Genomic DNA, 24,860 nt, shown 5'->3' on the forward strand with positions numbered 1-24,860 from the left:
TTCTACGACCAGATCTCGGCGCTGCACAAGTCCATCCGCAGTTCCAATCCCGACGGCGCGCTGTACTGGCTCGCGCGGATGCTGGACGGAGGCTGCGACCCGGTCTATCTGGCGCGCCGCCTGACCCGGATGGCGGTGGAGGACATCGGCCTGGCCGATCCCCGCGCACTGCAGATGGCGGTGGACGCATGGGACACCTATGAGCGGCTCGGCAGTCCCGAGGGCGACCTGGCCTTGGCGCAGGTGGCGATTTACCTGGCCAGCACCGCCAAGTCCAACGCCGGCTACAAGGCGTTCGGCATGGCGAAGCAGGACGTGCGCGAGCACGGGACCCAGGAGGTGCCGCTGCATCTGCGCAACGCGCCGACCAAGCTGATGAAACAGCTCGGTTATGGCGGTGGTTACCAGTACGACCATGACGCCGAGGGCGGCATCGCGCTGGATCAGACGGCGTTTCCCGACGCGATGGGCGAACGCGTCTATTACGAGCCGGTCGAGCGCGGACTGGAGATCAAGCTGAAGGAAAAGCTCGATCGCCTGCGCGAACTGCGGCGCGAGGCGAGGGCGGGCAAGCCGGGCCGCTGATCGCGTTCCCGCGTCGCCGACGCGCTCAACCCGCGAGGTTGCGCGCCAGCCGCACCGTCATCAGCCCGAGTCCGGTCATCAGCAGGGATCCCAGGACGTGGATCGCGATGAGCAGGAACGCCCAGCCATATTGGAGGCGCAGGATCAGCTGCATCGCCTCGGCGGAAAAACTGGAGAAGGTGGTCAGCCCCCCGAGCAGGCCGGTGATCACGAACAGGCGCCATTCCGGCGCGATGGACGGATGATGCGCGAGCCAGCCCATGGCGACGCCGATGGCGTAGCCGCCGATCAGGTTGGCCGCGAGCGTGCCGAGCGGCACCTGCGCATGATTCGGATTGAGCCAGACGCTCAGTCCCCAGCGCGCCCACGCGCCCAGCGTCGCGCCCAATGCAATGGCCAGGAAGGAATACATCGCCACATCTCCAGAAGGGGAGCGATGGCGCATGCCCACCGCCCCGGTTGCGGGGTCCACGGTAGGCATCATCAGCCGGCGCGCCGGCGGTTCGGGGAGGAATGCCATCTCCCAGGGGCACAGCCTAGCATCGCCGGCGCGGCGCGTTGAAGTCCTCATCCGGGGTGCAAGAACGCGGTCCATCTGCTTGATCCGGCTACCGGTCGTCGGCCTGTGGAGCGGGTCTCCGGGCGGCAGACGAGCGGCACAGCGGTTAACGGGACTCTAACAATCACCCCCCGGCTGGGTAACGTTTGCTATGTGAGCGTGACCGACGTCGTTTTTTAGCGCCTCCCCTGGGCGCCAGGACGACACAGGAGAATAAACATGTGCACGCGTAAGACTCTCATTGCATCTGCGGTGTTACTGGGACTCGGTCTGACGGGACAGGCTTTCGCACAGGCAACCAACACGGAAAACGGACCTGGGGCCGATACGCTCGTCGCCGTCGATTTCGATTCCACCGACAGCAGCACCCACGATGGCGACAACCGCAACAACGACGGCGTGGCGTATGCCGATGGCTACGGCACGGCGGCCGCCAACAACGGCGGAACCGCGACCGCCACTTTCTCCAACGCGTTCAACCACAGCAAGGCCGTGGCCGAAACCAAGCTCATCGGCGCGGTGAGCGGCGTGACCGTGCATGACATCGGCAACGTCGCCAAGAACTGGGGCGACGCCAACGGTGGAAGTGGCGGACGCGGTGGCGCCGGCCATGGCGGTGACGGCTACGGCGGCGAAGGCACCGGTGGCCGCGGCGGCAACGGCGGTGACGGCGGCAGCGGCGGCAGCGGCGGCGACGCCAACAACGGCAGCGCCAGCGCAGGTGACGTCAGCAACGGCGGCGCATCGATCGGCGACGCCGTCGCCGGCAACGGCGGCAATGGCGGACGCGCCGATCACAATCGCGGTAGCCGCGGCGGCGACGCCGGTGCGGCCGGTGGCTGGGGCGGCGCGGCCAGTGGTGGTTGGGGCGGCGACGCCGGCAACGGCAGCGGCGACACGGTCGCGGCCGATGGCGCGGCCGGCGGCAATGCGGATGCCAACGCCGGACGCGTGCGCGAACGCGGCGCGGGCGATGCCACGGGTGGCACCAGCACCGCGACCGGCGGTGACGGCACCTCCGGCGGCGCGACCGCGACCGGTGGTTCCAACACCGCGACCGCGGGCGCGGGTACGGGCGGCTCGGCCACCGGTACCGGCGGCGACGGTACCGCGACCGGGGGTGCGGGCGGCAGCCTGACCGCGACCGCGGGTGACGGTGGCGCGGGTGGTTCGGCCACCAACGGTGATGCCACCAACGGCGATGCTTCCTCGACCGCCAGCAATGGCGACGCCACCGCCGGCGACGGCGCGATGGGCGCGGTCGGCGCGGAAGGCGGCGTGGGCGGTGACGGCAACGGTGGTGTCGGCAACGGCGGCGTCGGCAACGGCGCGACCGGTGGCGCCGGTGGTGCCGGTGGCTCCGTCGCCAACGACGCGGGCACGTTCAACATGTCCAACACCATGAGCAGCGTCGGCCAGTCGGCCGCCGGCGTGATGGTGGCTGCGCAGAACAGCGGCTTCGCGTCGCTGATCCAGCAGGGCATCACCGTGCAGGCCAACCTGACCGTAGGTCCGTAAGCGCTCCCCGGGCACGCCGGATCGTTTCGGCGATCCGGTGCGCCATGCGCGGCACGATCCCGCCGCCCCCGCGGCGGGATCGACAGGGGGCGCGTGGCGCGCGTGCCAGGACGGAACGCATGGCAAGGGAGAATGACCATGCATCCCCGGAATCGTTTCACGCGGCATTCGCGTGCCGCGTCGTGGGTGGTGTGCGCATTGCTGTGCGTCGGCGCGGGGACATCCTCCGCCGACGAGCCGGTACAGCCGCCGTTGGCGCCGGTCGAACCAGGCGCCGCGGATGCGGCCATGACGGTGCCGCTCCGGGCAGATGTGCCGGCTGGCTGGCTGCAGGTCCGCGAGCGCGGCGTCATCGACATCGGCGCGCCGGTGGACGTGGCGCGGCTGGCCGGCATGCGGGGTGGCGAGGATGACCACGGCAGCGCCGTGATCATCGACGTCGACGGGACGGTCGACGGCAATACCGCCGATCGGATCGTCAGCGGCGGCAACACCATCACCCAGGGCGCCTTCGACAATGCCAACGGCATCAACACGGTCATCCAGAACACCGGCACCAACGTGCTCATCCAGAACGCGATGGTGGTGACCGTGAACTTCGCGGATCCCGCGCGATGAGACCCGCGCGGGTCGCCGCGGCGGGACTGACGATCATGGCGGCCTGCGCCGTCATGGCGGCCGCCGCGGCGGACATGGATGTGCGCGTCCCGGTCAGCGGGGCGTACCGGATGCGGGTGACCAGCCTGAAGGAAGCCCGCTTCCGCACCACCATTCCGCAGCAGTTCGACTTCAGTTGCGGCTCGGCCGCGACCGCGACCCTGCTGACCTTCCAGTACGGGCATCCGGTCAGCGAACAGGACGTGTTCGTGCGCATGTACACCTATGGCGACCAGGCGCGCATCCGCAAGGAAGGCTTCTCCCTGCTCGACATGCGCCGCTACCTGCAATCGCAGGGCTTCGAGGCGGACGGTTTCGATCTGCCGCTGGAGAAACTGCAGGAGGAGGGCGTGCCGGCGATCGTGCTGCTCAACGACCGCGGCTATCGGCATTTCGTGGTGGTCAAGGGACTGAAGAACGGCCGGGTGCTGCTGGGCGATCCGGCGCGCGGCACCCGCGCCATGCCCAAGTCGCGCTTCGAGGCGTTGTGGGACAACCGGGTGCTGTTCGTCATCCACAACCGCCGCACGCAGGCGCGGTTCAACCAGCCACAGGACTGGCGCACGGCGCCGCCGGCGCCGCTGGACGTCGGCCTGCATCGCGACGGCCTGCGCAACATCGCGGTGCCGCGTCGCGGCCCGGGAGACATCTGACATGAACAGACACGTGATGATCGCGTTCACCGCGCTGTGCACCCTGCTGGCGGGCTCCGTCATTCCGCAGGCGGCGCATGGCGACGACGGCGACGGGCTGGGCGCGGAATGGGCGCCCATCGATCCGGCGCGGCTCGACGCGATGCGCGGTGGCTTCCAGTTGCCCTCCGGGACGATGCTGTCGTTCGGAATCGAGCGGGTGGTGTTCATCAACGGCGAACTGGCCGCGAGCACGTCGGTGCGGGTCGCCGACCTGTCGCGGCTGACCGCCGAGGAAGCGCGCGCACTGGGCGAATTCAACCAGGGCATCGTGATCCAGCGCGGTGACGGCAACCGTTTCGAACCGGTGCGCCTGCCTGGCGGCGTGGTGATCCAGAACACCCTCGATGACCAGCGCATCACCACCATCACCCGGCTGGAGGTGGACAGCCACGTGCTGGGCACTTTCCAGGATCTGAACGCCGGCGGCGCATTGCAGGACGCGCTGATCGGTTCGGCCGGCACCCGTTGAACCGCCCATCCGCCACGGAGACCCTCCGATGAAAAGGACGTCGATGTCATGCCTGTTGCCACTGCCGCTCGCCGCCGGCCTGCTGTCCGCGTGCCCGGCCTGGGCGCAGCAGGCGGCGCCCGTGGTCGCGCCGCTCGCCACCGGCGAGGATCGCCTGGACGGCCTGCAGCGGCAGATCAACGAACAGACCCGGCAGCTCGAACAGACCCGGCAGTCGCTGGAACAGCAGCAACGGGATCTGGTCCGGCTGCAGTCCGCGCTCAACGAGGAAATCCTGGCCAACGCGCGCGCGCGTGGCGCGCCCGCGCCGGTGGTGATGCCGGTGTTGGGCCAGGCGCCGGTACTGGCCGCGCAAAACGCGCCGGCACAGACCACGCCGCCCGCGCGCCCGGCGCCGCAGCCGGTCGGGCAGGCCCCGGAATCGGATTCGCGTCCGCCGGAAGTGGCGCAGATCTTCGACCAGCCCGGCGTGCTCACGCCGCCCGGAAAGTTCGTGCTGGAACCCTCCCTGCAGTACGGCTATTCGGCGAACGATCGCGTCGCGCTGGTCGGTTACACCGTGATTCCCGCCATCCTGATCGGGCTGATCGACGTGCGCCAGGTCAAGACCACCACCGCGGTGGCCACGCTGACCGGACGTTATGGCCTGAACCGGCGTTTCGAACTGGAGGCCAAGCTGCCTTACGTGTACATCAACGGCGACACCGTCAGCCGCGAGATCTTCACCGGCTCGGCGCAGGATCGCGTGTTCAACGCCAGCGGCAACGGCATCGGCGATGTCGAACTGACCGCGCGCTACCAGATCAACCAGGGCGGGCCCGACAAGGCGTTCTACATCGGCTGGCTGCGCTACAAGAGCCGGACCGGCAGGGATCTGTTCGACGTGGTCACCGATTGCGTGACCCGCTGCGTGGCCAACACCACCGGCACCGGCCTGCCGCTGGATCTGCCGACCGGATCCGGATTCGAGGCATTGCAGCCCGGCGTGACCTGGCTGTATCCCTCGGACCCGGTGGTGTTCTTCGGCAGCCTGAGCTACCTGCACAACTTCAAGCGGCGCAATGTGTCGCGCCTGCTGGTGGACGGCCAGCGCGAGTCGCTGGGCGATATCGAGGCCGGCGACATCATCGGCTTCAACCTGGGCATGGGCCTGGCCTTGAACGAGAAAGCCGCCATCAGCATCGGCTACGACATGAGCGTGGTCGGCAAGACCCAGCAGAATGGACAGGACGTGGCCGGCGCGGTGCGGGTGACCCTGGCGACCCTGTTGCTGGGCGGCACCTACCGATTCAACGATCGGGTGTCGCTGAACGTGGCGCTGGGCGCGGGGCTGACCCGCGATACGCCGGACGTGACGTTCACCGCGCGGGTGCCGATCACCTTCTGACGCCCCCGGCGGACGGCTACAACAGGAACAGGCAGTCGCGCAGGTGCTCGGCCAGGCGCAGGCTGAGCGCCACCAGGGTGAAGGTGGGGAAGGCCCAGCCCCCGGTCGGGAACACCGAACTGCCGGCGACATGCAGGTTGTCCATGCCATGGACACGCAGATCGCGATCCACCACGCCTTCGCCCGGATCGTCGGCCATCCGGGTGGTGCCCATGTGGTGGGCGGTGCCCTGCAATTGCGGGGTGGTCCCGTCGCGCAGCCACGGTTCGGCCTGGAAGCTGCCGCCGCAGACCCGCGAAAGTTCGTCGCCGAACAACTGCGCGGAGGTGCGGTAGGTGTGCCAGTCCAGCGAGGTCAGGCGCCAGTCCAGGCGCACCCGCCGCTGGCCCAGCGAATCCAGTTCCTCGCCCAGGCGCACGCGGCTGTCCGGGTTCGGCGCCTGCTCGAAGTAGCCGATCACGTCGACGTGGTCCGGACGCACGAGTGGGCGATCGGCGAGCTTGTTGATCACGCCGCGCGCCAGATCGCCCACGCCGGGAGCGAGCGCCAGCGCGAGCCTGGCGAGGTTCTCGCGCGGCGGCGCGTCCTGGCGCACCGGCGCGTTGAAGCTCAGCGCCTGCGACATCTGGCCTTCCAGCGAGCGGCCCTCGTCCGGACGTGGCCGGCGCAGCGCCGAACGCAGCCGGCGCGCGGCGTGGATGCCGCGCGGCACCGCGCCTTCCACGGCCACCGGGCGCACCCGGCCGCTGAGCATCCGATGCCTGCGCATCGCGTCTTCGGACAGGCACAACTCCGGAAACGCCGGCGCGTTGCCCTTGCCGCCGGAACGGTCATAGGGGCGGGTAATCGGGGTGACGGCGCGCGCGCGCAGGGTGCCGAGCCGGCCGCGCGGATGATCCATGAAATAGCGCCCCACCAGATCCCGCCGGTTGCCCAGTCCCTGCGGCGCCGACGAATTCGACAGCAGCAACAGGCGCGCATTCTCGATGCCGCCGCAGGCCAGCACGTAGCGGTGCGCGCATACCCGGCCGCGACGTCCCTGCAGGGTGCCGATACGGGCTTCGCGCACGTGTCCGCCTTCGGTGTCGGTCATCAACTCCAGCACGTTGGCGTGCAGCACCACCTGGATGTTGGGCGCGCGCTCCAGTTCGGCCCGATAGGCGGCGCCGAAAAACACCGGACTCAGCACGAAGTTGCGGTTGACCAGGTGCCGTTGATCGAACTCGGGCGGCCGCCGCGCCGGTGACGTGAGGAAGCCGCCGGCCTCGAACTCGTGCCCGTCGATGGCGAACAGGTCGCGGGCGCGCGCGTAGTAGGGCTCCAGTTCCGCATAGGAGATCGGCCAGCCGCTGTAGGGCACCCAATCGCGCGGCGCGAGATCCAGCCGACCCAGCGGAATGCAGCCGCCGCCCCAGACATTGGTGCTGCCACCGAAGGCGCGCAGCCGGCTGGCGCCGGGATCCAGTTCCGGCACCCCGATCGAATCACCGGCGTACAGCGACTGGTTGGCGACGTCGCCGTTGAGACCGCCACCTTCGAGCAGGCAGACACGGAGCGCCGAGCCCAGGAAATGGCGGGCGATGGCGATGCCGGCCGGTCCCGCGCCGACGATGCACAGATGGGCGTCGAAATCGTCGGGAACGGAGGCGTGGCGATAGTCGATCAGCACGCCGGTGCGCCCTTCATGCGACTGCTGGTTGGCTTCCTCATCGGAGTCGCCTCGCCTGGCCCGTGATCCGGGCCGCACAGGAAACAGCTACGCAAGCCGCGGCGGGAGCCGGCCATGTCGCCGCGACGACCGGCCAGGCGACCGGCCAGGCGCCAGCGGATTGTCGTCTTCGGGGCGCATGTTCCGCAGGCTTGGCGACGGCAGACGGCGATGAAGGGTTCCGGCATCGAAACCGGCATGGATCACGTCGTGGTGGCATCGGCATGTTGCGGCAATGGCCGGCCGCGACGATGGCGTGGGGCGTGCTGGGGCGGCGGGTGCTGAGGAGGGGCAGGACGCGCGGGCGATCCAGCAGCGCGCCGCGCAACGTTCGCGCGAGATCGAGGCCACGCGCGCGGCCACCCTCGAGTAGATCTCCAACGCCGCGCAGCCGGTGATCGCCGAAGCCTGCAAGCGCCACGGCTGTGGCGTGCCGCTCGATCGCGGCAACGTGCTGGCCGGCAACATGAGCCATGATCTGACCGCCGAGGTGGTCAGATCGCTGGACGCCCGGATGAAGTCGGTGGCGGTCGCTTTGCGTCGCGAGAACACCACCGCGCCCGTCGACCGCTGACGGTCCGCATGCCATCGCTCCGGTGCCGGCTGCGCACCGGAGCGACGCTGCCGCCAACTGCTATACTCGCGCCGCCTGAGGTGACCGCCGGCCAGGCCGGTGGTTGAAACGGGAATCCGGTGCGCCTGTTCGTGCTTGCATGATCGGCAATTCCGGAGCTGCCCCCGCAACGGTAGGCGAGACAAGGTCCGCAAACAGCCACTGTGCTTGATGCATGGGAAGGCGCGGATCGGAAGCACGGCCCACGGCCACGCTTCACTCGCGAGCCCGGAGACCGGCCTTTGAGCGGCGTGACATGCGGTGGGCGATGTCATGGGGCTCGATCCGTGTCGGGCTGCCATAAACACTCTCTTTCCGCCTGTCCTCATCCAACGTTCCCGCGCGGGCAGGCGCGGTCAAGGAGTGTGTCAGTGCATCCGCAATCGTTCTTCCGTCGCCATCGCCTGGCGGCGTCGCTGTTGTCTTCTCTTTCAGTCGTCGCGCCGGCATTCGCCGACAGTCCCACCGATCTCGATGGCGTGGTGGTCACCGCGAGCCGCACCGCGCAGACCCAGGATCAGGCCCTGGCCGCGGTCACCGTCATCGAACGCGCCGAAATCGAACGCCTGCAACCGGCCTCGCTGCCGGATCTGCTGACCGGTCGCGCCGGTTTCTCGCTGGCCAACAACGGTGGGCCCGGCAAGTCCACCTCGGTGTTCCTGCGCGGCACCGAATCGGATCACGTGCTGGTGCTGGTGGACGGCATCAAGCTGGGTTCGGCCACCAGTGGCGGCGCGTCGTTGCAGGACATCCCGGTCGAGCAGATCGAACGCATCGAGATCGTGCGTGGTCCGTTTTCCAGCCTGTACGGTTCGGAGGCGCTGGGCGGCGTGATCCAGATCTTCACCCGCCGCCCGCACGGCGCCTTCGCGCCCAACTTCAGCGTGGCGCTCGGCAGCGAACGCACCCGCCGCGCCTCGGCGGGCGTGGGCGGACGCAGCGGCGACACGGAGCGGGGCGGCTGGTACGCGATCCAGGCCGGTCACGAACAGACCGACGGCATCAACGCCTATCGCGGCCGGCGCAACTTCGATCCGGACCGCGACGGCTACCGCAACCAGTCGCTGTCCCTGCAGGGCGGCTACCGGTTCAACCAACGCTGGGACGGCGAATTGCGGGTGTTCCGCGCCGAGGGCCGCAACGAGTACGACGGCAGCCTCAACAACGAGGCCGATACGGTGCAGCAGGTGGTCGGTGGCCGCGTGCGCTATGCACCCGGCGACAGGCTGCGCTTCACCGCCAGCGCCGGCGCCAGCGCCGATCTGAGCGAGAACTTCCTCAATGGCGTGTACTCGTCCAATTTCGATACCCGTCGCAGGCTCGGCTCGCTGCAGGCCGACATCGGCGCCGGCGCGGGCCTGCTGACCGTGGGCTACGACTGGTCCGACGACGAGATCCACAGCAATACCCGCTATGCGCGCGATCGCCGCATCAACCGTGGCCTGTTCGGCCAGTGGCAACGGGATTTCGGCCGGCACTCGCTGCAGGCCGGCATGCGCCGCGACGATGACAGCCAGTTCGGCGGCGAGACCACCGGCAGCCTGCTGTGGGGCTGGAACTTCACCGAGCACCTGCGGCTGGGAGCGAGCTACGGCACCGCGTTCAAGGCGCCCACCTTCAACGAGCTGTACTTCCCCGGCTACGGCAATCCGGAACTGGGTCCGGAGACGTCGCGCAGTTTCGAGCTGAGCCTGCGCGGTGAACACGGCCAGGCCCGCTGGGCGCTGCACGCCTTCGACACCCGCATCGACGACATGATCGCCTTCGACGCCTCGCTGGGCGATTTCGGCGGGCCCAACAACATCGATCGCGCCCGCATCCGCGGCATCGAGGCCGAGGGTGGCGTGCGCGTGGCGGACTGGGATCTGCGCGCCAGCCTGACCCGGCTGGATCCGCGCAACGATGGCGACAATCCCAACCACGACAACTTCCTGCCGCGCCGCGCGCGCGCCAGCGGGCGCATCGACGCGGATCGCCGCTTCGGCCGGTTCAGCATGGGCGCGAGCGTGACCGGGGCAGGGGAGCGTTACGACAACCTGGCCAACACCACCCGCCTGGGCGGCTACGGACTGGTGGATCTGCGCGTCGGCTACGCGTTCGCGTCGTCCTGGAACCTGCAACTGTCGGCGGCCAACCTGTTCGACAAGCGTTACGAGACCGCCGCGCTCTACAACCAGCCCGGCCGCACCTGGCTGCTGGCCCTGCGCTACCAGCCCGTCACCCCCTGAGCGGAGAGCCTGATGAAACCTCTGTCGCGTTCCATCCACCTCGGCCTGCTCGGCACCTTCGCCGCGCTGATGATCGCCACGCGCTTTCATCATTTCGGCGATGTCCTGCACCTGCCGGATGCGTCGATGGCCGTGTTTTTCCTGGGCGGTCTGTATCTGCGCGGGCACCTGCCGTTCGTGGGCCTGCTGGCGTTGGCGGTGGGCGTCGACTGGGCCGCGATAGAACTGGCCGGCGTCAGCGATTTCTGCGTGACGCCGGCCTATGCCTTCCTGCTGCCCGCCTACGCGGTGCTGTGGTATGGCGGTCGCGCGTGGGCGCCGCGGATGAGTCCGGACTGGCGTGGCCTGTCCGGTGCCTTGCTGGTCGCGCTGGTCTCCGCCTCGCTGTCGTTCGCCATTTCCAACGGCGCCTTCTACTGGCTGGGAGGTCGTTACCCGCAACCGGAATGGTCCCAGTACTTCGCGCGGGTCTGGCAATGGGGTCCGCTGTTCGTGCGCACCACGCTGGTTTACGTCGCCAGCGCGTTGCTGGTGCACGCGCTGGTGGTGATGGCCCGGCGCCGTCGCGCCATCGGCGCCTGATCAGGAGAACGTCATGACTTCGCTTTCCCTTTCCGCTTCCGTCCTGCCGCTGCCGTCCGCCCGCGCGCAGGTGATCGCGGGCATCGCGCTGGCGCTGCTGATGATCGCCACCCGCGGCCAGCACTTCGCCAGCGTCAACGCGCTGCCCAGCGCATCGTGGGCGGTGTTCTTCCTGGCCGGCGCGCTGCTGCGTCCGATGTGGGCGTTGCCGGCGTTCTTCCTGCTGTCCTCGCTGCTGGACTTCAGCAGCCTCGCCAGCGGCACCATCACCGACTGGTGCCTGTCGCCGGCCTATTGGGCGCTGGCGTTCGCGTACGCCGCGCTGTGGCTGGGCGGCCATGTGTATCGCGGGCTGCACCGCGATCACTGGCGCACGGTGCCGCGCCTGGCGCTGGTGCTGGCGGTGACCGCGAGCGTGGCGTATCTGCTGTCGAAGGGCGGCTTCTACTTCTTCTCCGGCCGCTACCCGGAGCCGAACCTGTCCGGATTCCTGGCGCGTGTTCCGCATTACTATCCGCGCGCCCTCGGCACGCTGGCCGGCTACGTGGGCGCCGCCTTCGTCCTGCGGGCGTTCATCCATGGCCTTTCCATGCGGACGACCAGCCGCTCCGGCACACCCGCATGAGCCGGGGCAGCGAGCGTCGCGGGCTGGACGAGGACGCGCATTACCGCGAGCGCGCGCAGCGCAAGAAGGAACTGGTCGACCGGCGCATCGCCCGTGCCACCATCGACCGCGGCGTGCTGGTGGTGAACACCGGCAACGGCAAGGGCAAGAGTTCGTCCGGATTCGGCATGCTGGCGCGCAGCCTGGGGCACGGGTTCCGTTGCGGCGTGGTGCAGTTCATCAAGGGCAGTTTCGCCACCGGCGAGGAAGCCTTCTTCCGTCGCTTCGGCGAAGACCTCGACTACCGGGTGATGGGCGAGGGCTTCACCTGGGAAACCCAGGATCGCGAACGCGACATCGCCGCGGCCGGCGCCGCCTGGAACGAAGCGGCGCGGATGCTGTCGGATCCGGCCTATGATTTCATCCTGCTGGATGAACTCAACATCGCGCTGAACAAGGACTACGTGCCGCTGGATGCGGTGCTCGCCGCGCTGGCCGCGCGTCCGTCGCGCCAGCACGTGGTGATCACCGGCCGGGGCGCGCCGCAGGCGTTGATCGACGCGGCCGACACGGTGACCGAGATGCGCCTGGTGAAACACGCGTTCAAGGCGGGCATCAAGGCCCAGCACGGTATCGAACTGTAGAGGATGAAGGCCGTGACCCACCATTGCCCCGCGCTGCTCGTTTCCGCGCCCGCGTCGGGGCAGGGCAAGACCAGCGTGACCGCGGCGCTGGCGCGCTGGCATGCCCGCCAGGGACGGCGCGTGCGCGTATTCAAGACCGGTCCGGATTTCCTGGATCCGATGGTGCTGGAGCGGGCCAGCGGCGCGCCCGCGTACCAGCTGGATCTGTGGATGACCGGCGAGGCCGACGTGCGCGCGCGCCTGCATGCGGCCGCCGGCGAGGCCGACCTCATCCTGATCGAGGGAGTGATGGGCCTGTTTGACGGCGCGCCCTCCAGCGCGGATCTCGCCCAGGCGCTCGGCGTGCCGGTGCTGGCGGTCATCGATGGATCCGCGATGGCGCAGACTTTCGGTGCGCTGGCGGTCGGCCTGGCGCGATACCGCGACGGTCTGGCGGTGCACGGCGTGGCCGCCAACCGCATCGGCAGCGCCCATCACGCGGATCTGCTGCGCGGCAGCCTGCCGGCGGATCTGCACTGGCTGGGCGCGCTGCCGCGCGACGCGCAGCTGGCGCTGCCGGAACGGCACCTGGGGCTGGTCGCGGCGGCGGAACTGGACGACATCGACGCCCGCCTGGATGCGCTGGCCGACGACTGGGCCCAGCACGCCACCACCGCGTTGCCGCCGCCGGTGGCGTTCGCGGCGGGCGGGCTCGAACCCGTGCCGGCGCTGCTGCGCGGACAACGCATCGCCATCGCGCGCGATGCCGCGTTCTGCTTCCTGTATCCGGCCAACCTGGATCTGCTGCGCGCCGCGGGCGCGCAGCTGCGTTTCTTCTCGCCGCTGGCAGGGGACGCGTTGCCGGACTGCGACGCGGCCTGGCTGCCGGGCGGCTATCCCGAACTGCACCTGGCGGCGTTGTCGCGGAGGCATGATCTGAAAGCCGCACTGCACGCCCATCGCGATGCCGGCAAGCCACTGCTCGCCGAGTGCGGCGGAATGCTGTACGCACTGGACGCCCTGACCGGCAAGGACGGCCAGCGCGCGCCGATGGCGGGCCTGCTCGCCGGCGAGGCGGTGCTGCAATCCCGGCTGGCCGCGCTGGGACTGCAATCGGTGGAACTGCCCGAAGGCGGTCTGCGCGGGCACACCTTCCACTACGCGCAGGCGCGGATGGAAAGCGACGCGCTGGCCAGCGCCAGCAATCCGAATGGCGGACCCAGCCGCGAAGCGGTGTACCGGGACCGCCGGTTGACCGCCAGTTTCGTGCATTTCTATTTCCCCTCGAATCCGCAGGCCGCGCTGCGGTTGTTCCTGCCATGAACCCGGTGCTGGCGATGCTGGCCGGCATCGGCCTGGACGCATGGCTGGGCGAACCCCGGCGCTGGCATCCGCTGGTCGGCTTCGGTCGCTGGGCGAACCGGATCGAACGGTGCGTGCATCGCGATGCGCGCATGGCGGGGGTGCTGGCGTGGGCGCTGGCGGTCCTGCCGCCGGTGGTCGTCGTCGCCTTCGTGCAATTTGAACTGGACACGGCGTCGCCGTGGCTGGCCAGCGGCTTCGCGGCGATCATGCTGTATCTGGCGGTGGGGCAGCGCAGCCTCGACGAACATGCGCGGAACGTGGAGACCGCGTTGACCGCCGGGGATCTGGAAGGCGCGCGGCAGGCGGTCGGATACATGGTCAGCCGCGACACCGCCGCGCTGGACGCCACCCAGGTGGCCGCCGCGGCGACCGAATCGGTGCTGGAAAACGGCAGCGACGCAGTGTTCGCCGCCTTGTTCTGGTTCGCCGTGCTCGGCGCGCCCGGCGTGGTGCTGTACCGCCTGGCGAACACGCTGGATGCGATGTGGGGTTACCGCACTCCGCGCTACCTGCGCTTCGGCTGGGCGGCCGCGCGCGTGGACGATGTGCTCAATATCGTGCCGGCGCGGCTGACCGCGCTGACCTACGCATTGCTCGGCCGCACCGCCCGCGCGTTGCATTGCTGGCGCACCCAGGGGCGGCTCTGGAAGAGTCCCAACGCCGGCCCGGTGATGGCGGCCGGCGCCGGCGCGCTCGGCGTCCAGTTGGGAGGAGCGGCGCCCTACCACGGCATCTGGCAGGCGCGCCCGGCGCTGGGCGAGGGCAGGGCGGCCGATGCGGGCGCCATCGCCGCAGCGCGCCGGCTGGTGAATCGTGGCGTGCGGGTATGGCTGTCGCTCGCGGTGCTGTTCGGAATCGGATGGGAGGCGATGCATGCTTGAACATGGTGGCCGGCTGCTGCGCGCGGCGCGGCAGTATGGAATCCCCGTCGACGACTGGCTGGACCTGTCCACCGGCGTCAGCCCGTTTCCCTGGCCGGTGCCGGCACTGCCCGCGGCGGCGTGGCATCGCCTGCCGGAAGACGACGACGGTCTGGTGGACATCGCGCGCCAGTATTACCAGGCGCCGGACCTGCTGCCCGTCGCCGGCTCGCAGGCGGCCATCCAGGCGTTGCCGCAACTGCGCATGACGTCCCGGGTGGGCGTGCTCAGTCCCGGTTACGCCGAACATGCCTATGCCTGGCGGCGCTTCGGCCACCAGGTGGAAACCCGCACGGCGGAGGAACTGCTGGCGCATCCGGATCGGCACGACGTGATCGTGCTGATCCATCCCAACAACCCGGGCGGCGAACGCTTCGACATCGCCACCCTGCTGGATCTCAATGCCCGGCTGGCGCGGCGGGGCGGCTGGCTGGTGGTCGACGAGGCCTTCATCGATGTGACGCCCGAGGCCAGCCTGTGCGCCGAGAGCGCGCGCGACGGTCTGGTGGTGCTGCGCTCGGTGGGCAAGTTCTTCGGCATGGCGGGCGCGCGCGCAGGCTTCGTCTGCGCGCCGTGCCTGTTGCTGGATGCGCTGCGCGAACGGCTGGGGCCGTGGACGTTGAGTGGGCCCAGCCGGTACGCGCTGCGCCTGGCCCTGTCGGATCGCCGATGGCAGGAGGAAGCGCGCACGCGCCTGCGGAACGCGGGCCGGCAACTGGTCGAGACCTTGTGGGAATCCGGGCTGCGTCCCGACGGCGGCTGCGCGTTGTTCCAGTGGTGCCGGCTGGCGGATGCGCATGCGCTGCACGTGGCGTTGGCGCAGCGCGGCATCCTGACCCGGTTGTTCGACGCGCCGCCCAGCCTTCGCTTCGGACTGCCGCCGGACGCCGCCGGCTTCCGGCGCCTGCGCGAAGCGCTCGCCGAAGTGCGGACCGGAGCGATCGCATGAGCGCGCGCGTGCTGATGGTGCAGGGCTGCACTTCCGATGCCGGCAAGAGCACGCTGGTTACCGCGCTGTGCCGCTGGCTGCATCGCCGGGGCGTGCGGGTGGCGCCGTTCAAGCCGCAGAACATGGCGCTCAACTCGGCGGTCACGATCGACGGCGGCGAAATCGGCCGCGCGCAGGCGGTGCAGGCGCAGGCCTGCGGGCTGGCCGCGCATACCGACTTCAATCCGGTGCTGCTCAAGCCCGACAGTGATGCCGGGGCGCAGGTGATCGTGCACGGACAGGCGGTGGCGCGGCTGGATGCCAGCGCCTATCACGACTACAAGCGGGTGGCGCGGAGCGCGGTGCTGGCGTCGCACGCGCGGTTGTGCGACGCCTACGACGCGGTGGTGGTGGAGGGCGCGGGCAGCCCGGCGGAGATCAACCTGCGCGCCAACGACATCGCCAACATGGGCTACGCCGAAGCCGTCGACTGCCCGGTGATCCTCGTGGCCGACATCGATCGCGGTGGCGTGTTCGCGCATCTGGTGGGCACGCTGGCGCTGCTCTCGGACAGCGAGCGGGAGCGGGTGCAGGGCTTCGTCATCAACCGCTTCCGCGGCGATCCGTCATTGCTCGAATCCGGTCTGACATGGCTGGAGCGCGAGACCGGAAAGCCGGTGCTGGGCGTGCTGCCATACCTGCAGGAGCTGCACCTGGAAGCCGAGGACGCCCTGCCAATCGCGGCCATCGCCAAGCCCGGTGCGCGCCTGCGGGTCGTGGCGCCGGCGTTGCCGCGCATCAGCAACCATACCGACTTCGACGCGTTGCGCGTGCATCCGCAGGTGGATTTCCGCTTCATCGGTCCCGGCGAAACGCCGCCGGCCTGCGATCTGATCGTGTTGCCGGGCAGCAAGTCCACCCGCGCGGACCTGGCCTGGCTGCGCGCGCAGGGATGGGAGCGGGCGCTGGCCCGGCACCTGCGTTACGGCGGCAAGGTGATCGGCGTCTGCGGCGGTTTCCAGATGCTGGGCCGGCGCATCGACGATCCCGAGGGCATCGAGGGCATGCCGGGCGCCAGCGCGGGATTGGGCTGGCTGGACATCGACACCACGCTCCAACCGGGCAAGCAACTGCGCAACGTGCGGGGAAGCCTGGTCATCGGCGACGTCGAAGCGCCCGTCACCGGCTACGAAATCCATTGCGGCGTCAGCCGTGGCGAGGGCCTGCTCGCGGCCCCGATCATGCTGGAAGGCGCGCGTCCCGACGGCGCGCGCTCGGCCGATGACCAGGTATTGGGCAGTTATGTGCACGGGCTGTTCGATTCACCGCCGGCGCTGGCCGCGTTGCTGGCGTGGGCGGGACTGGAAAAGGCCGCGACGGTGGACGTCCACGCCCTGCGCGAAGCCGCCATCGAGCGCCTGGCCGACGCGGTCGAAGCCCATCTCGACACCGGCGCGCTGCGCCGACTGCTGGATCCGGAGACCGCATGCGCAGCCTGATCCTGGGAGGCGCGCGTTCCGGCAAGAGCGCCCTGGCCGAACGCTGGGCGAACGCTTCGGGAAACGCGGTGATCTATGTCGCCACCGCCCGTGCCGGCGATGACGAGATGGCGGCGCGCATCGCCCACCATCGCGCGCGGCGGCCGTCCGCCTGGCTGTGCCTCGAGGCGCCCATCGCGCTTGCCGATGCGCTTGGGCGGCATGCCGCCGAAGGTCGCTGCCTGCTGGTCGATTGCCTGACGCTGTGGCTGAGCAACCTGCTGATCGATGAAGACGGCGCGATGCTCGAACGCGAGCGCGAAGCCTTGCTGGCGACGCTGCCCACGCTGCCGGGGGAGATCCTGCTGGTGAGCAACGAAGTCGGCTGCGGCATCGTGCCGATGGGCGAACTCAGCCGCCGGTTCGTCGATGAAGCCGGGCGCCTGCACCAGGCATTGGCCGCGACATGCGATCGGGTGGTGTTCGTGGCAGCCGGGCTGCCGCTGGCCTTGAAAGGAAGCCTGCCTTGATCGCGCTGCCGGGGGCGGCGCACATCGAACTGATGCGTCACGGCGACACCGGGCAGGTCAGCTACCGCGGACAACTGGATGACGAATTGTCGCCGCTGGGATGGCAACAGCTGCGGGCGGCGACCGCGGGCCTGCAGTGGGATCTGATCGTGTCCTCGACGCTGCGGCGATGCACGGCGTTCGCCGCCGAACTCGCTGCCGGACGCGCCATTCCGGTGCGGTTCGACGCGCGGTTGATCGAGTATCACTTCGGCCAATGGCAGGGCGTCCCGATAGCACGCCTCCAACGGGAATCGCCGGAGGCGTTGCAGCGCTATCTGCACGACCCGGCGCGTTTCGCGCCGCCGTCCGCCGAACCCTTCGACGCGTTCCGCAGCCGTCTGGGCGAGGCACTGGACGACGTCGTCGCGCAGGCAGAGGGCCGCCGCGTGCTGGTCATCACCCATGGCGCGGCCATCCGGGTATTGCGCTGCGTGGCCGAAGGGCGGGGTTTTGGCGACATGGCCACCATCGAGGTGACGCATGCCTCGCGTCATTCTCTTGCATGGCCACCGGGTGCGTCCTGAAGCGATCCGCGCGTCCATCCACGGATCAAAGCCGGAGGAGCGCGCAGCCCCGGCCGATACGGCGCGGCGGACGCGTCCGTCGCAGAAAGCCCGGAGGCGTGCGCCCGCGATTGGTGCGCCCGGGAGGATGCTGCGGGGCAGCATGCGCCGGGCAAAACCCTGTGCTAATAATCTGGCGTCATCCGCTTGAATCGATCCAAATAGGGAAGCGATCACGAGTTTGGGGTAGTGGCGGGCGATTGGCAGGGTAATCAGTCATTCCGGCGACGGAGTGGCGTCCACGTATTTGAGGGGTTAGTGGCACCGCAAATTTAGATCGATACAAAACAAATTCCAGCGTCAGTAACCGGTTCAATCCAGGAGAGGGTGATTGAAATGAAACAGGTTTCACGCAAGCGCATCAGGAACTCGCTGTCCACCGCGATCGCCATCGCATTGACCGCAACCGCCGCGTTGCCGGGCGTGGCGTCCGCGCAGCAGGCAACGGCGACCCCGCAACAGACCGGCACGCCCAGCGCCACCGACCTGGACCAGGTCACGGTCACCGGCTACCGCTACTCGATCGAGCAGAGCCTGGAACAGAAGCGCAACGCCAACGCGGTCGTCGAGGTCATCACCGCCGAAGACGTCAGCAAATTCCCCGACAAGAACGTCGCCGACGCGCTGCAGCGCGTGCCCGGCGTGATCATCACCCGCGATGGCGGCGAGGGAAAAACCGTCAGCGTGCGCGGCCTGGCGTCCGACCTCACCCTGACCCAGTTGAACGGCAACTACATCGCTTCGTCCGAAACCAACGACGAAGCCTCGCGCTCATTCAACTACACGCTGCTGCCGGCCAACATGCTGTCCAGCGCGGAACTGTTCAAGACGCCGGAAGCGCGCATCGACGAAGGCGGCATCGGCGGCACCGTGATCCTGCATACGCGGCGCCCGCTGGACATGGAAAGCAACTCGGGTTTCGCCACGGCCGAAGGCACGTACTCCGACACCAGCAAGACCACCGACCCGCAGCTGTCGGCGATGTACTCCTGGCACAGCGACGACGATCGTTTCGGCGTCCTGGTGGGCGTGACCAAACAGAAGCGCACCAACCGCAGCATGGAAGTGACCACCGAGGATTACCAGTGGTACGGCGACGATTACGACGCCTCGCCCGCGGTGGACGTCAACGGACGCCCGCAGACGCAGGACGGCATCCATTACTGGTGGGGACAGTCGGGCTTCTACAACCAGACCGGCGACTATTACTCCAACTTCTTCATGCCGACGTCGGTCAACTTCGCGGTGCGCGAGGAGGAGCGCGAGCGCCAGGGCGCCCAGCTGACGTTCCAGTTCAAGCCGGCGGACAACCTGACCCTGACCGCCAACTATTTCCGCTTCGAGCTCCAGGGCGACTACACCCTGAACATGCTGAAGATTCCGGAATGGAATCTGGCCCGCTACTCGGGCGATGGCAACTGGCCGGGCGGCCGGCTGCTCAACGGGCTGAACTTCGACCGCAGCGGCACCATCGTCACCGGCGCCCAGTACGAAAAGCTGCCCGGCAAGACCTACTACTGCAATGAGGACGACGCCGTGGCTGCGGGCCTGGGACGCGGCGGCTGGGGACCGGACGACTGCACCATCCCGACCCCGCAGCTCACCGGCGGCTACAGCCGCGAGAAGGCGCTCTCGCAGACGGCCGATCTCGCGATCGAGTGGGACATCAACACCCTCTGGAAAGCGTCGTTCAAGGGCGGCCGCACCTGGTCCGAAGGCGGTCCGTCGATGAACTTCCGCATGTCGGCCAAGCCGCGTCGCCAGGTCGATGGCGTATGGCAGGCCGGCAACACCTACAGCGCCTGGGATCTGAGCGGAACGCCGACGGCGACCTTCTCGCCGAACCTGCAGGACATGCTGATGGCGGGCGTGGCGGAAATCGATACCGGTTCGACCGACTCGTCCTGGATGGAAACCGAGCTCGAGCAGAACTACTTCCAGGCCGACTTCACCAAGCTGTTCGAGGACGGCTGGCTGGATTCGATCCAGTTCGGCGCGAAGTACCGCGACGGCAAGGTCCATCGCAACACCGGCAATACCTACTGGGTCTGTCAGGGAGCGTCGCCGGACGATTATGACGCCCGATACCAGAGCAGCGGCTGCGACGATCCGCAGAAGGGCATCGCCCAGCCGGGCTTTTTCTACTCCAAGCCCATCGGCAACATCGCCGGCGGCTTCAACGCCAACGTGTTCCCTGGCATCAATTTCCCGGCCTACATCAACTATCTCAACAGCCGCTATGGCGGCATGCAGAACCGGCGCGAACCGGATTTCATCTACAACGTCGGCGAGAAGATCTATTCGGGCTACTTCCAGGCCAACTTCCGCACCGATCGCCTGCGCGGCAACGTCGGCGTGCGCGTCGTGAGAACCAAGCAGAGCGCCGCATCCACCGATTCGGTCGAACGGTTCATGGATTACTTCGTGGACGGTCCGGACGGCAATCCGCTGGCATGTCCCGCCGGCGCGCCGCCCGCGGGAACCGTCTGCGAGTCCGGTTTCGTCCGTCGCGACGTGCGCGAGAAGACCTACGAGCTGGCCTCGCTGGAGAAGTCCTACACCGACGTGTTGCCCAGTTTCAACATCGCCTATGACCTGAGGGACGACCTGGTGCTGCGCGCCGCGGCCTCGAAGGTCATTTCGCGCGCGGGCTACACCAGCATCGCCTATCCCGGCGGTCTCCAGTTCTACAGCGAGGAATACAGCAACGACCGGCGCGTCGCCGGCGGCACCACCAATCCGGGCTGGTACGGTTCGGGCAGCAACAAGGACCTGCAGCCATTCGAGGCGACCCAGTTCGATGTCGGCCTGGAGTGGTATTACAAGCCGGGTGCGGTGCTGGGTGTCGGATTGTTCCGGAAGAACGTCAAGAACTTCACCGTCGAAGTGGTCCGGGACCAGCAACTCGTGGTGGGCGGCGAAACGGTGACCATCCAGGGCTACCAGACCGACGCCAACGGGCGTGATGCGGTATCGCAGGGCGTTGAGCTGTATGCACAGCACACCTTCGATACGGGGTTCGGCTTCCAGGCCAATTACACCTACAACGACACCAACCTGGCTTCCATCGTGCTTGATGGCGACAGGATCGGCGAATCGCCGTTGGCGGGCAGCGCCAAGAACCAGGCGAACCTCACGGTGTTCTACGAGAACGACAAGTTCCTGGCCCGCGCGTCCTACAACCGCCGTGGCGAAGTCATCGGCAACTTGAACAACGGCTTCACGATCTACAGCGAACCCTATGACCAACTCGATCTGAATGCCGCCTACAACATCACCGACTACCTGACGTTGACGGGCTCGGTATTGAACGCGACCAAGTCGGAACAGCGGGAGCACTTGGGCAACGACACCGATGCCCGCACCTACTCCAACACGTACTCCGGCCGCATCCTGTACCTGGGCCTGACCTACAAGTTCTGAGTCGCGACAGCATCCCCCTCATCTTCGGATGAGGGGGATTTTTCATGGGCGCGCCGCAAGGCGCCGGCAGGAGAGGGGAGCGTCATGAGTACCGACAACCGGATCCGGCGCGTCGTCGTGATCGGGGGAGGAAGCTCCGGCTGGATGGCGGCGGCGACCCTGGCCACCTTCATCGGCAAGGGCGCCGACATCCGCCTGATCGAATCCGAGGAAATCGGCATCGTCGGAGTGGGCGAGGCGAGCGTACCGCACATGCGGTTGTTCAATGCCCATGTGCTGGGCATCCGCGAAACCGACTTCGTGACCCAGACCCAGGGCACGTTCAAGCTCGGCATCCAGTTCAACGACTGGGCCCGCATCGGCGACAGCTACGTCCACGGCTTCGGCACCATCGGCCGCTCGCTGGGCCCGCTGCCGTTCCACCAGTTCTGGCTCAAGCGGTTCCTGTCCGGGCACGCGCCGGACATCGGCGCGTACTCGCTGCCCACGGTCGCCGCGCCGCGGTGCCGGTTTACCACCAGCCCGGACGATGCGCCCCCCGGCAGTCCGCTGGCGGATATCGCCTATGGCTACCACTTCGACGCCGGGCTGTATGCGCGCTACCTGCGCAACCTGTCCGAGCGCCGCGGGGTGACGCGCATCGAGGGCAAGGTGGTCGATGCCGTCCGGCGCGGGGAGGACGGTTTCATCGAAGCGGTGGTGATGGAGAGCGGCGAGCGCATCGAAGGCGATCTGTTCATCGATTGCTCCGGCTTCCGCGGCCTGCTGATCGAGCAGGTGCTGAAGACCGGCTACGAGGACTGGTCGGAGTGGCTGCCCTGCGATCGCGCGATGGCGGTCGCCTCCGAAAGCACCGCGCCGCTGACGCCCTATACGCGATCGACCGCGCGCGCGGCGGGCTGGCAGTGGCGAATCCCGTTGCAGCACCGGGTCGGCAATGGCTATGTCTATTGCAGTCGCTATCTGAGCGACGACGAGGCGGCCGCGACCCTGCTGGCGAACCTGGATGGCCGCGCCCTGATCGAACCGCGCCCGCTGCGCTTCACCCCCGGCCGGCGCCGGCGGTTCTGGAACCGCAACGTGGTGGCCCTGGGACTGGCCGGCGGCTTCATGGAACCGCTGGAGTCCACCAGCATCCATCTGGTCCAGTCGGGCCTGCAGCGACTGCTCGGGCTGTTCCCCGATCGCCGTTTCGACCCGTTGCTCATCGATCGCTTCAACCGCGATTCGGCGTTCGAGTACGAGCGGATCCGCGACTTCCTGGTCCTCCATTACCACGCCACCGAACGCGACGACACGCCGTTCTGGAACCATTGCCGGACGATGGCGATTCCCGACACCCTGCGCGAGACGATCGACCTGTTCCGGCTGGACGGCCGCTATTTCCGCAACGGCGAGGACTTCTTCGCCCTGCCGAGCTGGGTCCAGGTGATGCTGGGCCAGCGCATCGTGCCGCGGAGCTACCACCCGATCGTGGACGAGATGCCGGAGGGCGAGCTGGCGGAATTCGTCGAACGCGTGCGCCTGGGGCTGGCCAGATGCGTGGAGGCGATGCCGTTCCACCAGGAGTTCATCGACCGGACCTGCAAGGCGCAGCCGATGTAACGCCCGGCAGGCCATCGCATCACGCGCGAAGTGGCCTGACGGCCCGCCTCAGCGCGGCAGCCCGTCGAGCCACTCGCCCATCACCCGCCGGCACAGCTCGCCCATCGCATCGGCTTGCCGGCGACCGGCTTCCCGCAGCGCCGCGGCGTCCACGCCGCTTTCGCGCACTTCGCCGGCGTGGCCCTCGGTCCATTCGTGCAGGCGATGCAGCTCCGTCTCGAGGTGGAACTGCAGCCCGAGCACGTGCTTTCCCACCCGGAATGCCTGCACCGCGCAGGCATCGGTTTCCGCCAGGCGTTCCGCGTGCGGGGGCAGGGTGATGGATTCGCCGTGCCAGTGCAGCACCGGCTGTCCGCCCTCGAGATGGCGCAACGGAGAGCCGCGACCGGCGTCGGTGAGGCGCAGCGGGGCCAGGCCGATTTCACGCGCGGGCATCGGCGCGACGCGGCCTCCCTGGGCCAGTGCGATGATCTGCGCGCCCAGGCAGATGCCGAGCAGAGGGATGCCGCGCTCGCCCGCCGTGGTCGCCAGCCTCAGTTCATCGGCGATGGCGGGATCGTGGACGTGGTCGTTCGCGCTCATCGGACCACCGAGGATGATCAGCAGATCGACGTGCAGCGGATCGATGGACCACACCTCGTCGGCCGGTGAATGGTAGGTGGTGATGCGGTAACCGCGCTCGCGCAGCAGCGGCGCCAGGTGCCCGGCGTCCTCGAAGTCGACGTGCTGGATGACCAGGGCGTTCTTCATTCGGTGTCCCGCCGGCTGTCCACGGCGCATCCCTCATCGGTGCAGCCGGAAGTGGCGGGATCGCCGCCGCTATCCTTCCACGGTTCCTCCAGCAGCGCGCCAATCCGCGCGCCAAGCTCCAGATCGCCGACCTGGCCGAAGAACTGCTGGCGCACGCGGCCATGGCGATCGATGAGGGTGAGGGTGGGCGTGCCCTGCATGGCATAGGCGCGCATGGTCAGCGGGATGGGACCGCGCGGCGCGGGCTGATCCACGCCGACGGGAAAGGGAATGCGGTACTCGTGCAGGAATGCCTGCAGTGCGGCCGGCGTCATCACGTCGCGGTGCTCGAAGACGGTGTGCAGGCCGATCACCGCCACCTGATCGCGGGAGAAGCCCGCGTGCACGCGCAGCGCCTGCGGCAGGCCGTGGGAAACGCAGCCCGGACAGAGCATCTGGAAGGACTCCAGCACGATGACCTTGCCGCGCAGCGATGCCAGCGTCGGCGGCGTGGATGTGTTGAACCATTGCTGCACCTGCCAGTCGGGTGCGAGGGGAGCGTAGGGGGTATCCATGTGGGGCAGGGCAGCCGCATCGCGAGGCGTCGCGGGCGCCGATCTCCTTGGGTCCAGGTGAACCGGGCGGGCCGAAGCCCGTCCGGCCTGTCGTGAAACGCGGGAAACGACCCGTCAGCGCAGGTCGGCCAGAGTGGCGCCGAAGTTGATGTGCAACGGCAGGCCGCCCAGTACCAGCGCGGGCACGGACTGCACGCCGGCGGCTTCGGCCTCGGCGATGCGGTCTTTCCGCTCGCCGAGGTGGACGACTTCGACGTCGAAGCGGGACGGATCCAGCGACGAGGCGAGCTGGCGCTCGGCATCGACGCAGACCGGGCAACCGGCGTGATAGAAAACGGCGCTATGGCGCATACTTGAATCTCCTCTTGCTGCTCTTCACAGGGTGGGTGGGGGAACCGGGGGGGGGCCGAAGGAAAAAAGAAACCCCCCCCCATATTAAACAAAGGGGGGTTTTAGGATACCGAAACCATAAAT

The 24,860-nt window shown here is 68.5% G+C and carries 23 protein-coding genes, 1 pseudogene and 2 riboswitches; of the genes and pseudogenes, 19 read left to right on the top strand and 5 right to left on the bottom strand.

The annotated features are described in order from the left end of the window. Positions 1 to 585: pseudogene (locus tag ACTHN1_RS18125) on the top strand (recombination factor protein RarA); the annotation flags it as partial. Positions 586 to 610: 25 nt separating this feature from the next. On the opposite strand, the gene crcB reads toward ACTHN1_RS18125, so the two are convergent. After that, the gene (gene crcB / locus ACTHN1_RS18130) at positions 611 to 997 is read right to left on the bottom strand and encodes a fluoride efflux transporter CrcB (RefSeq protein WP_440472317.1); all 387 of its coding nucleotides are present in this window, start codon (positions 995 to 997) and stop codon (positions 611 to 613) included. 55 nt (positions 998 to 1,052) lie between these two features. Then, positions 1,053 to 1,118, bottom strand: a riboswitch (Fluoride riboswitch). Between the two features lie 278 nt (positions 1,119 to 1,396). Between crcB and ACTHN1_RS18135 the strand changes: the two genes are divergently transcribed. From ACTHN1_RS18135 to ACTHN1_RS18155, 5 genes are all read left to right on the top strand, one after another. Then, positions 1,397 to 2,662 (top strand): hypothetical protein, encoded by a 1,266-nt coding sequence (locus tag ACTHN1_RS18135; protein WP_440472318.1) that lies wholly within the window; start codon positions 1,397 to 1,399, stop codon positions 2,660 to 2,662. Positions 2,663 to 2,950: 288 nt separating this feature from the next. Continuing rightward, the gene (locus ACTHN1_RS18140; RefSeq protein ID WP_440472319.1) at positions 2,951 to 3,280 is read left to right on the top strand and encodes a hypothetical protein; all 330 of its coding nucleotides are present in this window, start codon (positions 2,951 to 2,953) and stop codon (positions 3,278 to 3,280) included. After that, on the top strand, positions 3,277 to 3,972 hold the full coding sequence (locus ACTHN1_RS18145) for a C39 family peptidase (RefSeq protein WP_440472320.1): 696 nt from the start codon (positions 3,277 to 3,279) through the stop codon (positions 3,970 to 3,972). The genes ACTHN1_RS18140 and ACTHN1_RS18145 overlap by 4 nt, the downstream gene beginning before the upstream one ends. A gap of 1 nt (position 3,973) precedes the next feature. After that, positions 3,974 to 4,483 carry a hypothetical protein gene (locus ACTHN1_RS18150; RefSeq protein ID WP_440472321.1) on the top strand — a complete coding sequence of 170 codons (510 nt, stop codon included), beginning with the start codon at positions 3,974 to 3,976 and terminating at the stop codon, positions 4,481 to 4,483. 28 nt (positions 4,484 to 4,511) lie between these two features. Next, on the top strand, positions 4,512 to 5,870 hold the full coding sequence (locus tag ACTHN1_RS18155; protein WP_440472322.1) for an acetate kinase: 1,359 nt from the start codon (positions 4,512 to 4,514) through the stop codon (positions 5,868 to 5,870). Positions 5,871 to 5,886: 16 nt separating this feature from the next. On the opposite strand, the gene ACTHN1_RS18160 is transcribed toward ACTHN1_RS18155, so the two are convergent. Then, on the bottom strand, positions 5,887 to 7,539 hold the full coding sequence (locus ACTHN1_RS18160) for a GMC oxidoreductase (protein ID WP_440472323.1): 1,653 nt from the start codon (positions 7,537 to 7,539) through the stop codon (positions 5,887 to 5,889). Positions 7,540 to 7,972: 433 nt separating this feature from the next. Here ACTHN1_RS18160 and ACTHN1_RS18165 point away from each other — a divergent pair, with 433 nt between their 5' ends. From ACTHN1_RS18165 to ACTHN1_RS18225, 13 genes are all read left to right on the top strand, one after another. Next, positions 7,973 to 8,152, top strand: a complete 180-nt coding sequence (locus ACTHN1_RS18165) for a hypothetical protein (protein WP_440472324.1) — start codon at positions 7,973 to 7,975, stop codon at positions 8,150 to 8,152. 61 nt (positions 8,153 to 8,213) lie between these two features. Further along, a riboswitch (cobalamin riboswitch) is annotated at positions 8,214 to 8,450 on the top strand. A 112-nt stretch (positions 8,451 to 8,562) separates the two neighbouring features. After that, positions 8,563 to 10,419 carry a TonB-dependent vitamin B12 receptor gene (btuB, locus tag ACTHN1_RS18170; protein ID WP_440472325.1) on the top strand — a complete coding sequence of 619 codons (1,857 nt, stop codon included), beginning with the start codon at positions 8,563 to 8,565 and terminating at the stop codon, positions 10,417 to 10,419. Positions 10,420 to 10,431: 12 nt separating this feature from the next. Beyond that, on the top strand, positions 10,432 to 11,001 hold the full coding sequence (locus tag ACTHN1_RS18175) for a hypothetical protein (RefSeq protein ID WP_440472326.1): 570 nt from the start codon (positions 10,432 to 10,434) through the stop codon (positions 10,999 to 11,001). Positions 11,002 to 11,014: 13 nt separating this feature from the next. Continuing rightward, entirely contained in the window at positions 11,015 to 11,626 is a 612-nt protein-coding gene (locus ACTHN1_RS18180; RefSeq protein WP_440472327.1) for a hypothetical protein, read from the top strand. Then, a complete protein-coding gene (cobO, locus tag ACTHN1_RS18185; protein WP_440472328.1) occupies positions 11,623 to 12,249 on the top strand; it encodes a cob(I)yrinic acid a,c-diamide adenosyltransferase in 627 nt (208 codons plus the stop codon). Before ACTHN1_RS18180 ends, cobO begins: the two co-directional genes overlap by 4 nt. Positions 12,250 to 12,261: 12 nt before the next feature. Beyond that, positions 12,262 to 13,551: a cobyrinate a,c-diamide synthase gene (locus ACTHN1_RS18190; RefSeq protein ID WP_440472329.1), complete on the top strand. Its 1,290-nt coding sequence runs from the start codon at positions 12,262 to 12,264 to the stop codon at positions 13,549 to 13,551. A 5-nt stretch (positions 13,552 to 13,556) separates the two neighbouring features. Further along, positions 13,557 to 14,474, top strand: coding sequence for an adenosylcobinamide-phosphate synthase CbiB (gene cbiB, locus ACTHN1_RS18195; RefSeq protein WP_440472338.1), 918 nt, complete (start codon positions 13,557 to 13,559; stop codon positions 14,472 to 14,474). Continuing rightward, positions 14,467 to 15,462, top strand: a complete 996-nt coding sequence (gene cobD, locus ACTHN1_RS18200) for a threonine-phosphate decarboxylase CobD (protein WP_440472330.1) — start codon at positions 14,467 to 14,469, stop codon at positions 15,460 to 15,462. Before cbiB ends, cobD begins: the two co-directional genes overlap by 8 nt. Next, entirely contained in the window at positions 15,459 to 16,940 is a 1,482-nt protein-coding gene (locus ACTHN1_RS18205) for a cobyric acid synthase (RefSeq protein ID WP_440472331.1), read from the top strand. The genes cobD and ACTHN1_RS18205 overlap by 4 nt, the downstream gene beginning before the upstream one ends. Beyond that, positions 16,928 to 17,449 (top strand): bifunctional adenosylcobinamide kinase/adenosylcobinamide-phosphate guanylyltransferase, encoded by a 522-nt coding sequence (cobU, locus tag ACTHN1_RS18210; RefSeq protein ID WP_440472332.1) that lies wholly within the window; start codon positions 16,928 to 16,930, stop codon positions 17,447 to 17,449. The genes ACTHN1_RS18205 and cobU overlap by 13 nt, the downstream gene beginning before the upstream one ends. A gap of 32 nt (positions 17,450 to 17,481) precedes the next feature. Further along, positions 17,482 to 18,015 (top strand): histidine phosphatase family protein, encoded by a 534-nt coding sequence (locus tag ACTHN1_RS18215; RefSeq protein ID WP_440472339.1) that lies wholly within the window; start codon positions 17,482 to 17,484, stop codon positions 18,013 to 18,015. A 375-nt stretch (positions 18,016 to 18,390) separates the two neighbouring features. Next, positions 18,391 to 21,477 (top strand): TonB-dependent receptor, encoded by a 3,087-nt coding sequence (locus tag ACTHN1_RS18220; RefSeq protein ID WP_440472333.1) that lies wholly within the window; start codon positions 18,391 to 18,393, stop codon positions 21,475 to 21,477. 84 nt (positions 21,478 to 21,561) lie between these two features. Next, positions 21,562 to 23,082, top strand: coding sequence for a tryptophan halogenase family protein (locus ACTHN1_RS18225; RefSeq protein WP_440472334.1), 1,521 nt, complete (start codon positions 21,562 to 21,564; stop codon positions 23,080 to 23,082). Positions 23,083 to 23,130: 48 nt separating this feature from the next. On the opposite strand, the gene ACTHN1_RS18230 is transcribed toward ACTHN1_RS18225, so the two are convergent. The 3 genes from ACTHN1_RS18230 to ACTHN1_RS18240 form a co-directional block, all read right to left on the bottom strand. Then, positions 23,131 to 23,832, bottom strand: coding sequence for a glutamine amidotransferase (locus ACTHN1_RS18230; protein WP_440472335.1), 702 nt, complete (start codon positions 23,830 to 23,832; stop codon positions 23,131 to 23,133). Beyond that, the gene (locus ACTHN1_RS18235) at positions 23,829 to 24,386 is read right to left on the bottom strand and encodes a redoxin domain-containing protein (protein ID WP_440472336.1); all 558 of its coding nucleotides are present in this window, start codon (positions 24,384 to 24,386) and stop codon (positions 23,829 to 23,831) included. Before ACTHN1_RS18235 ends, ACTHN1_RS18230 begins: the two co-directional genes overlap by 4 nt. A gap of 114 nt (positions 24,387 to 24,500) precedes the next feature. Continuing rightward, entirely contained in the window at positions 24,501 to 24,737 is a 237-nt protein-coding gene (locus ACTHN1_RS18240; protein WP_440472337.1) for a hypothetical protein, read from the bottom strand. Positions 24,738 to 24,860: the final 123 nt, after the last annotated feature.

Source organism: Pseudoxanthomonas sp. (assembly GCF_051953815.1).
GTDB lineage: Bacteria > Pseudomonadota > Gammaproteobacteria > Xanthomonadales > Xanthomonadaceae > Pseudoxanthomonas_A.

Coding starts and splice junctions, on each gene's coding strand:
- crcB (WP_440472317.1), bottom strand. CDS start 997: ATGTATTCCTTCCTGGCCATTGCATTGGGCGCGACGCTGGGCGCGTGG.
- ACTHN1_RS18140 (WP_440472319.1), top strand. CDS start 2,951: ATGACGGTGCCGCTCCGGGCAGATGTGCCGGCTGGCTGGCTGCAGGTC.
- ACTHN1_RS18145 (WP_440472320.1), top strand. CDS start 3,277: ATGAGACCCGCGCGGGTCGCCGCGGCGGGACTGACGATCATGGCGGCC.
- ACTHN1_RS18150 (WP_440472321.1), top strand. CDS start 3,974: ATGAACAGACACGTGATGATCGCGTTCACCGCGCTGTGCACCCTGCTG.
- ACTHN1_RS18155 (WP_440472322.1), top strand. CDS start 4,512: ATGAAAAGGACGTCGATGTCATGCCTGTTGCCACTGCCGCTCGCCGCC.
- ACTHN1_RS18175 (WP_440472326.1), top strand. CDS start 10,432: ATGAAACCTCTGTCGCGTTCCATCCACCTCGGCCTGCTCGGCACCTTC.
- ACTHN1_RS18180 (WP_440472327.1), top strand. CDS start 11,015: ATGACTTCGCTTTCCCTTTCCGCTTCCGTCCTGCCGCTGCCGTCCGCC.
- cobO (WP_440472328.1), top strand. CDS start 11,623: ATGAGCCGGGGCAGCGAGCGTCGCGGGCTGGACGAGGACGCGCATTAC.
- cobD (WP_440472330.1), top strand. CDS start 14,467: ATGCTTGAACATGGTGGCCGGCTGCTGCGCGCGGCGCGGCAGTATGGA.
- ACTHN1_RS18205 (WP_440472331.1), top strand. CDS start 15,459: ATGAGCGCGCGCGTGCTGATGGTGCAGGGCTGCACTTCCGATGCCGGC.
- cobU (WP_440472332.1), top strand. CDS start 16,928: ATGCGCAGCCTGATCCTGGGAGGCGCGCGTTCCGGCAAGAGCGCCCTG.
- ACTHN1_RS18215 (WP_440472339.1), top strand. CDS start 17,482: ATGCGTCACGGCGACACCGGGCAGGTCAGCTACCGCGGACAACTGGAT.
- ACTHN1_RS18220 (WP_440472333.1), top strand. CDS start 18,391: ATGAAACAGGTTTCACGCAAGCGCATCAGGAACTCGCTGTCCACCGCG.
- ACTHN1_RS18225 (WP_440472334.1), top strand. CDS start 21,562: ATGAGTACCGACAACCGGATCCGGCGCGTCGTCGTGATCGGGGGAGGA.
- ACTHN1_RS18230 (WP_440472335.1), bottom strand. CDS start 23,832: ATGAAGAACGCCCTGGTCATCCAGCACGTCGACTTCGAGGACGCCGGG.
- ACTHN1_RS18235 (WP_440472336.1), bottom strand. CDS start 24,386: ATGGATACCCCCTACGCTCCCCTCGCACCCGACTGGCAGGTGCAGCAA.
- ACTHN1_RS18240 (WP_440472337.1), bottom strand. CDS start 24,737: ATGCGCCATAGCGCCGTTTTCTATCACGCCGGTTGCCCGGTCTGCGTC.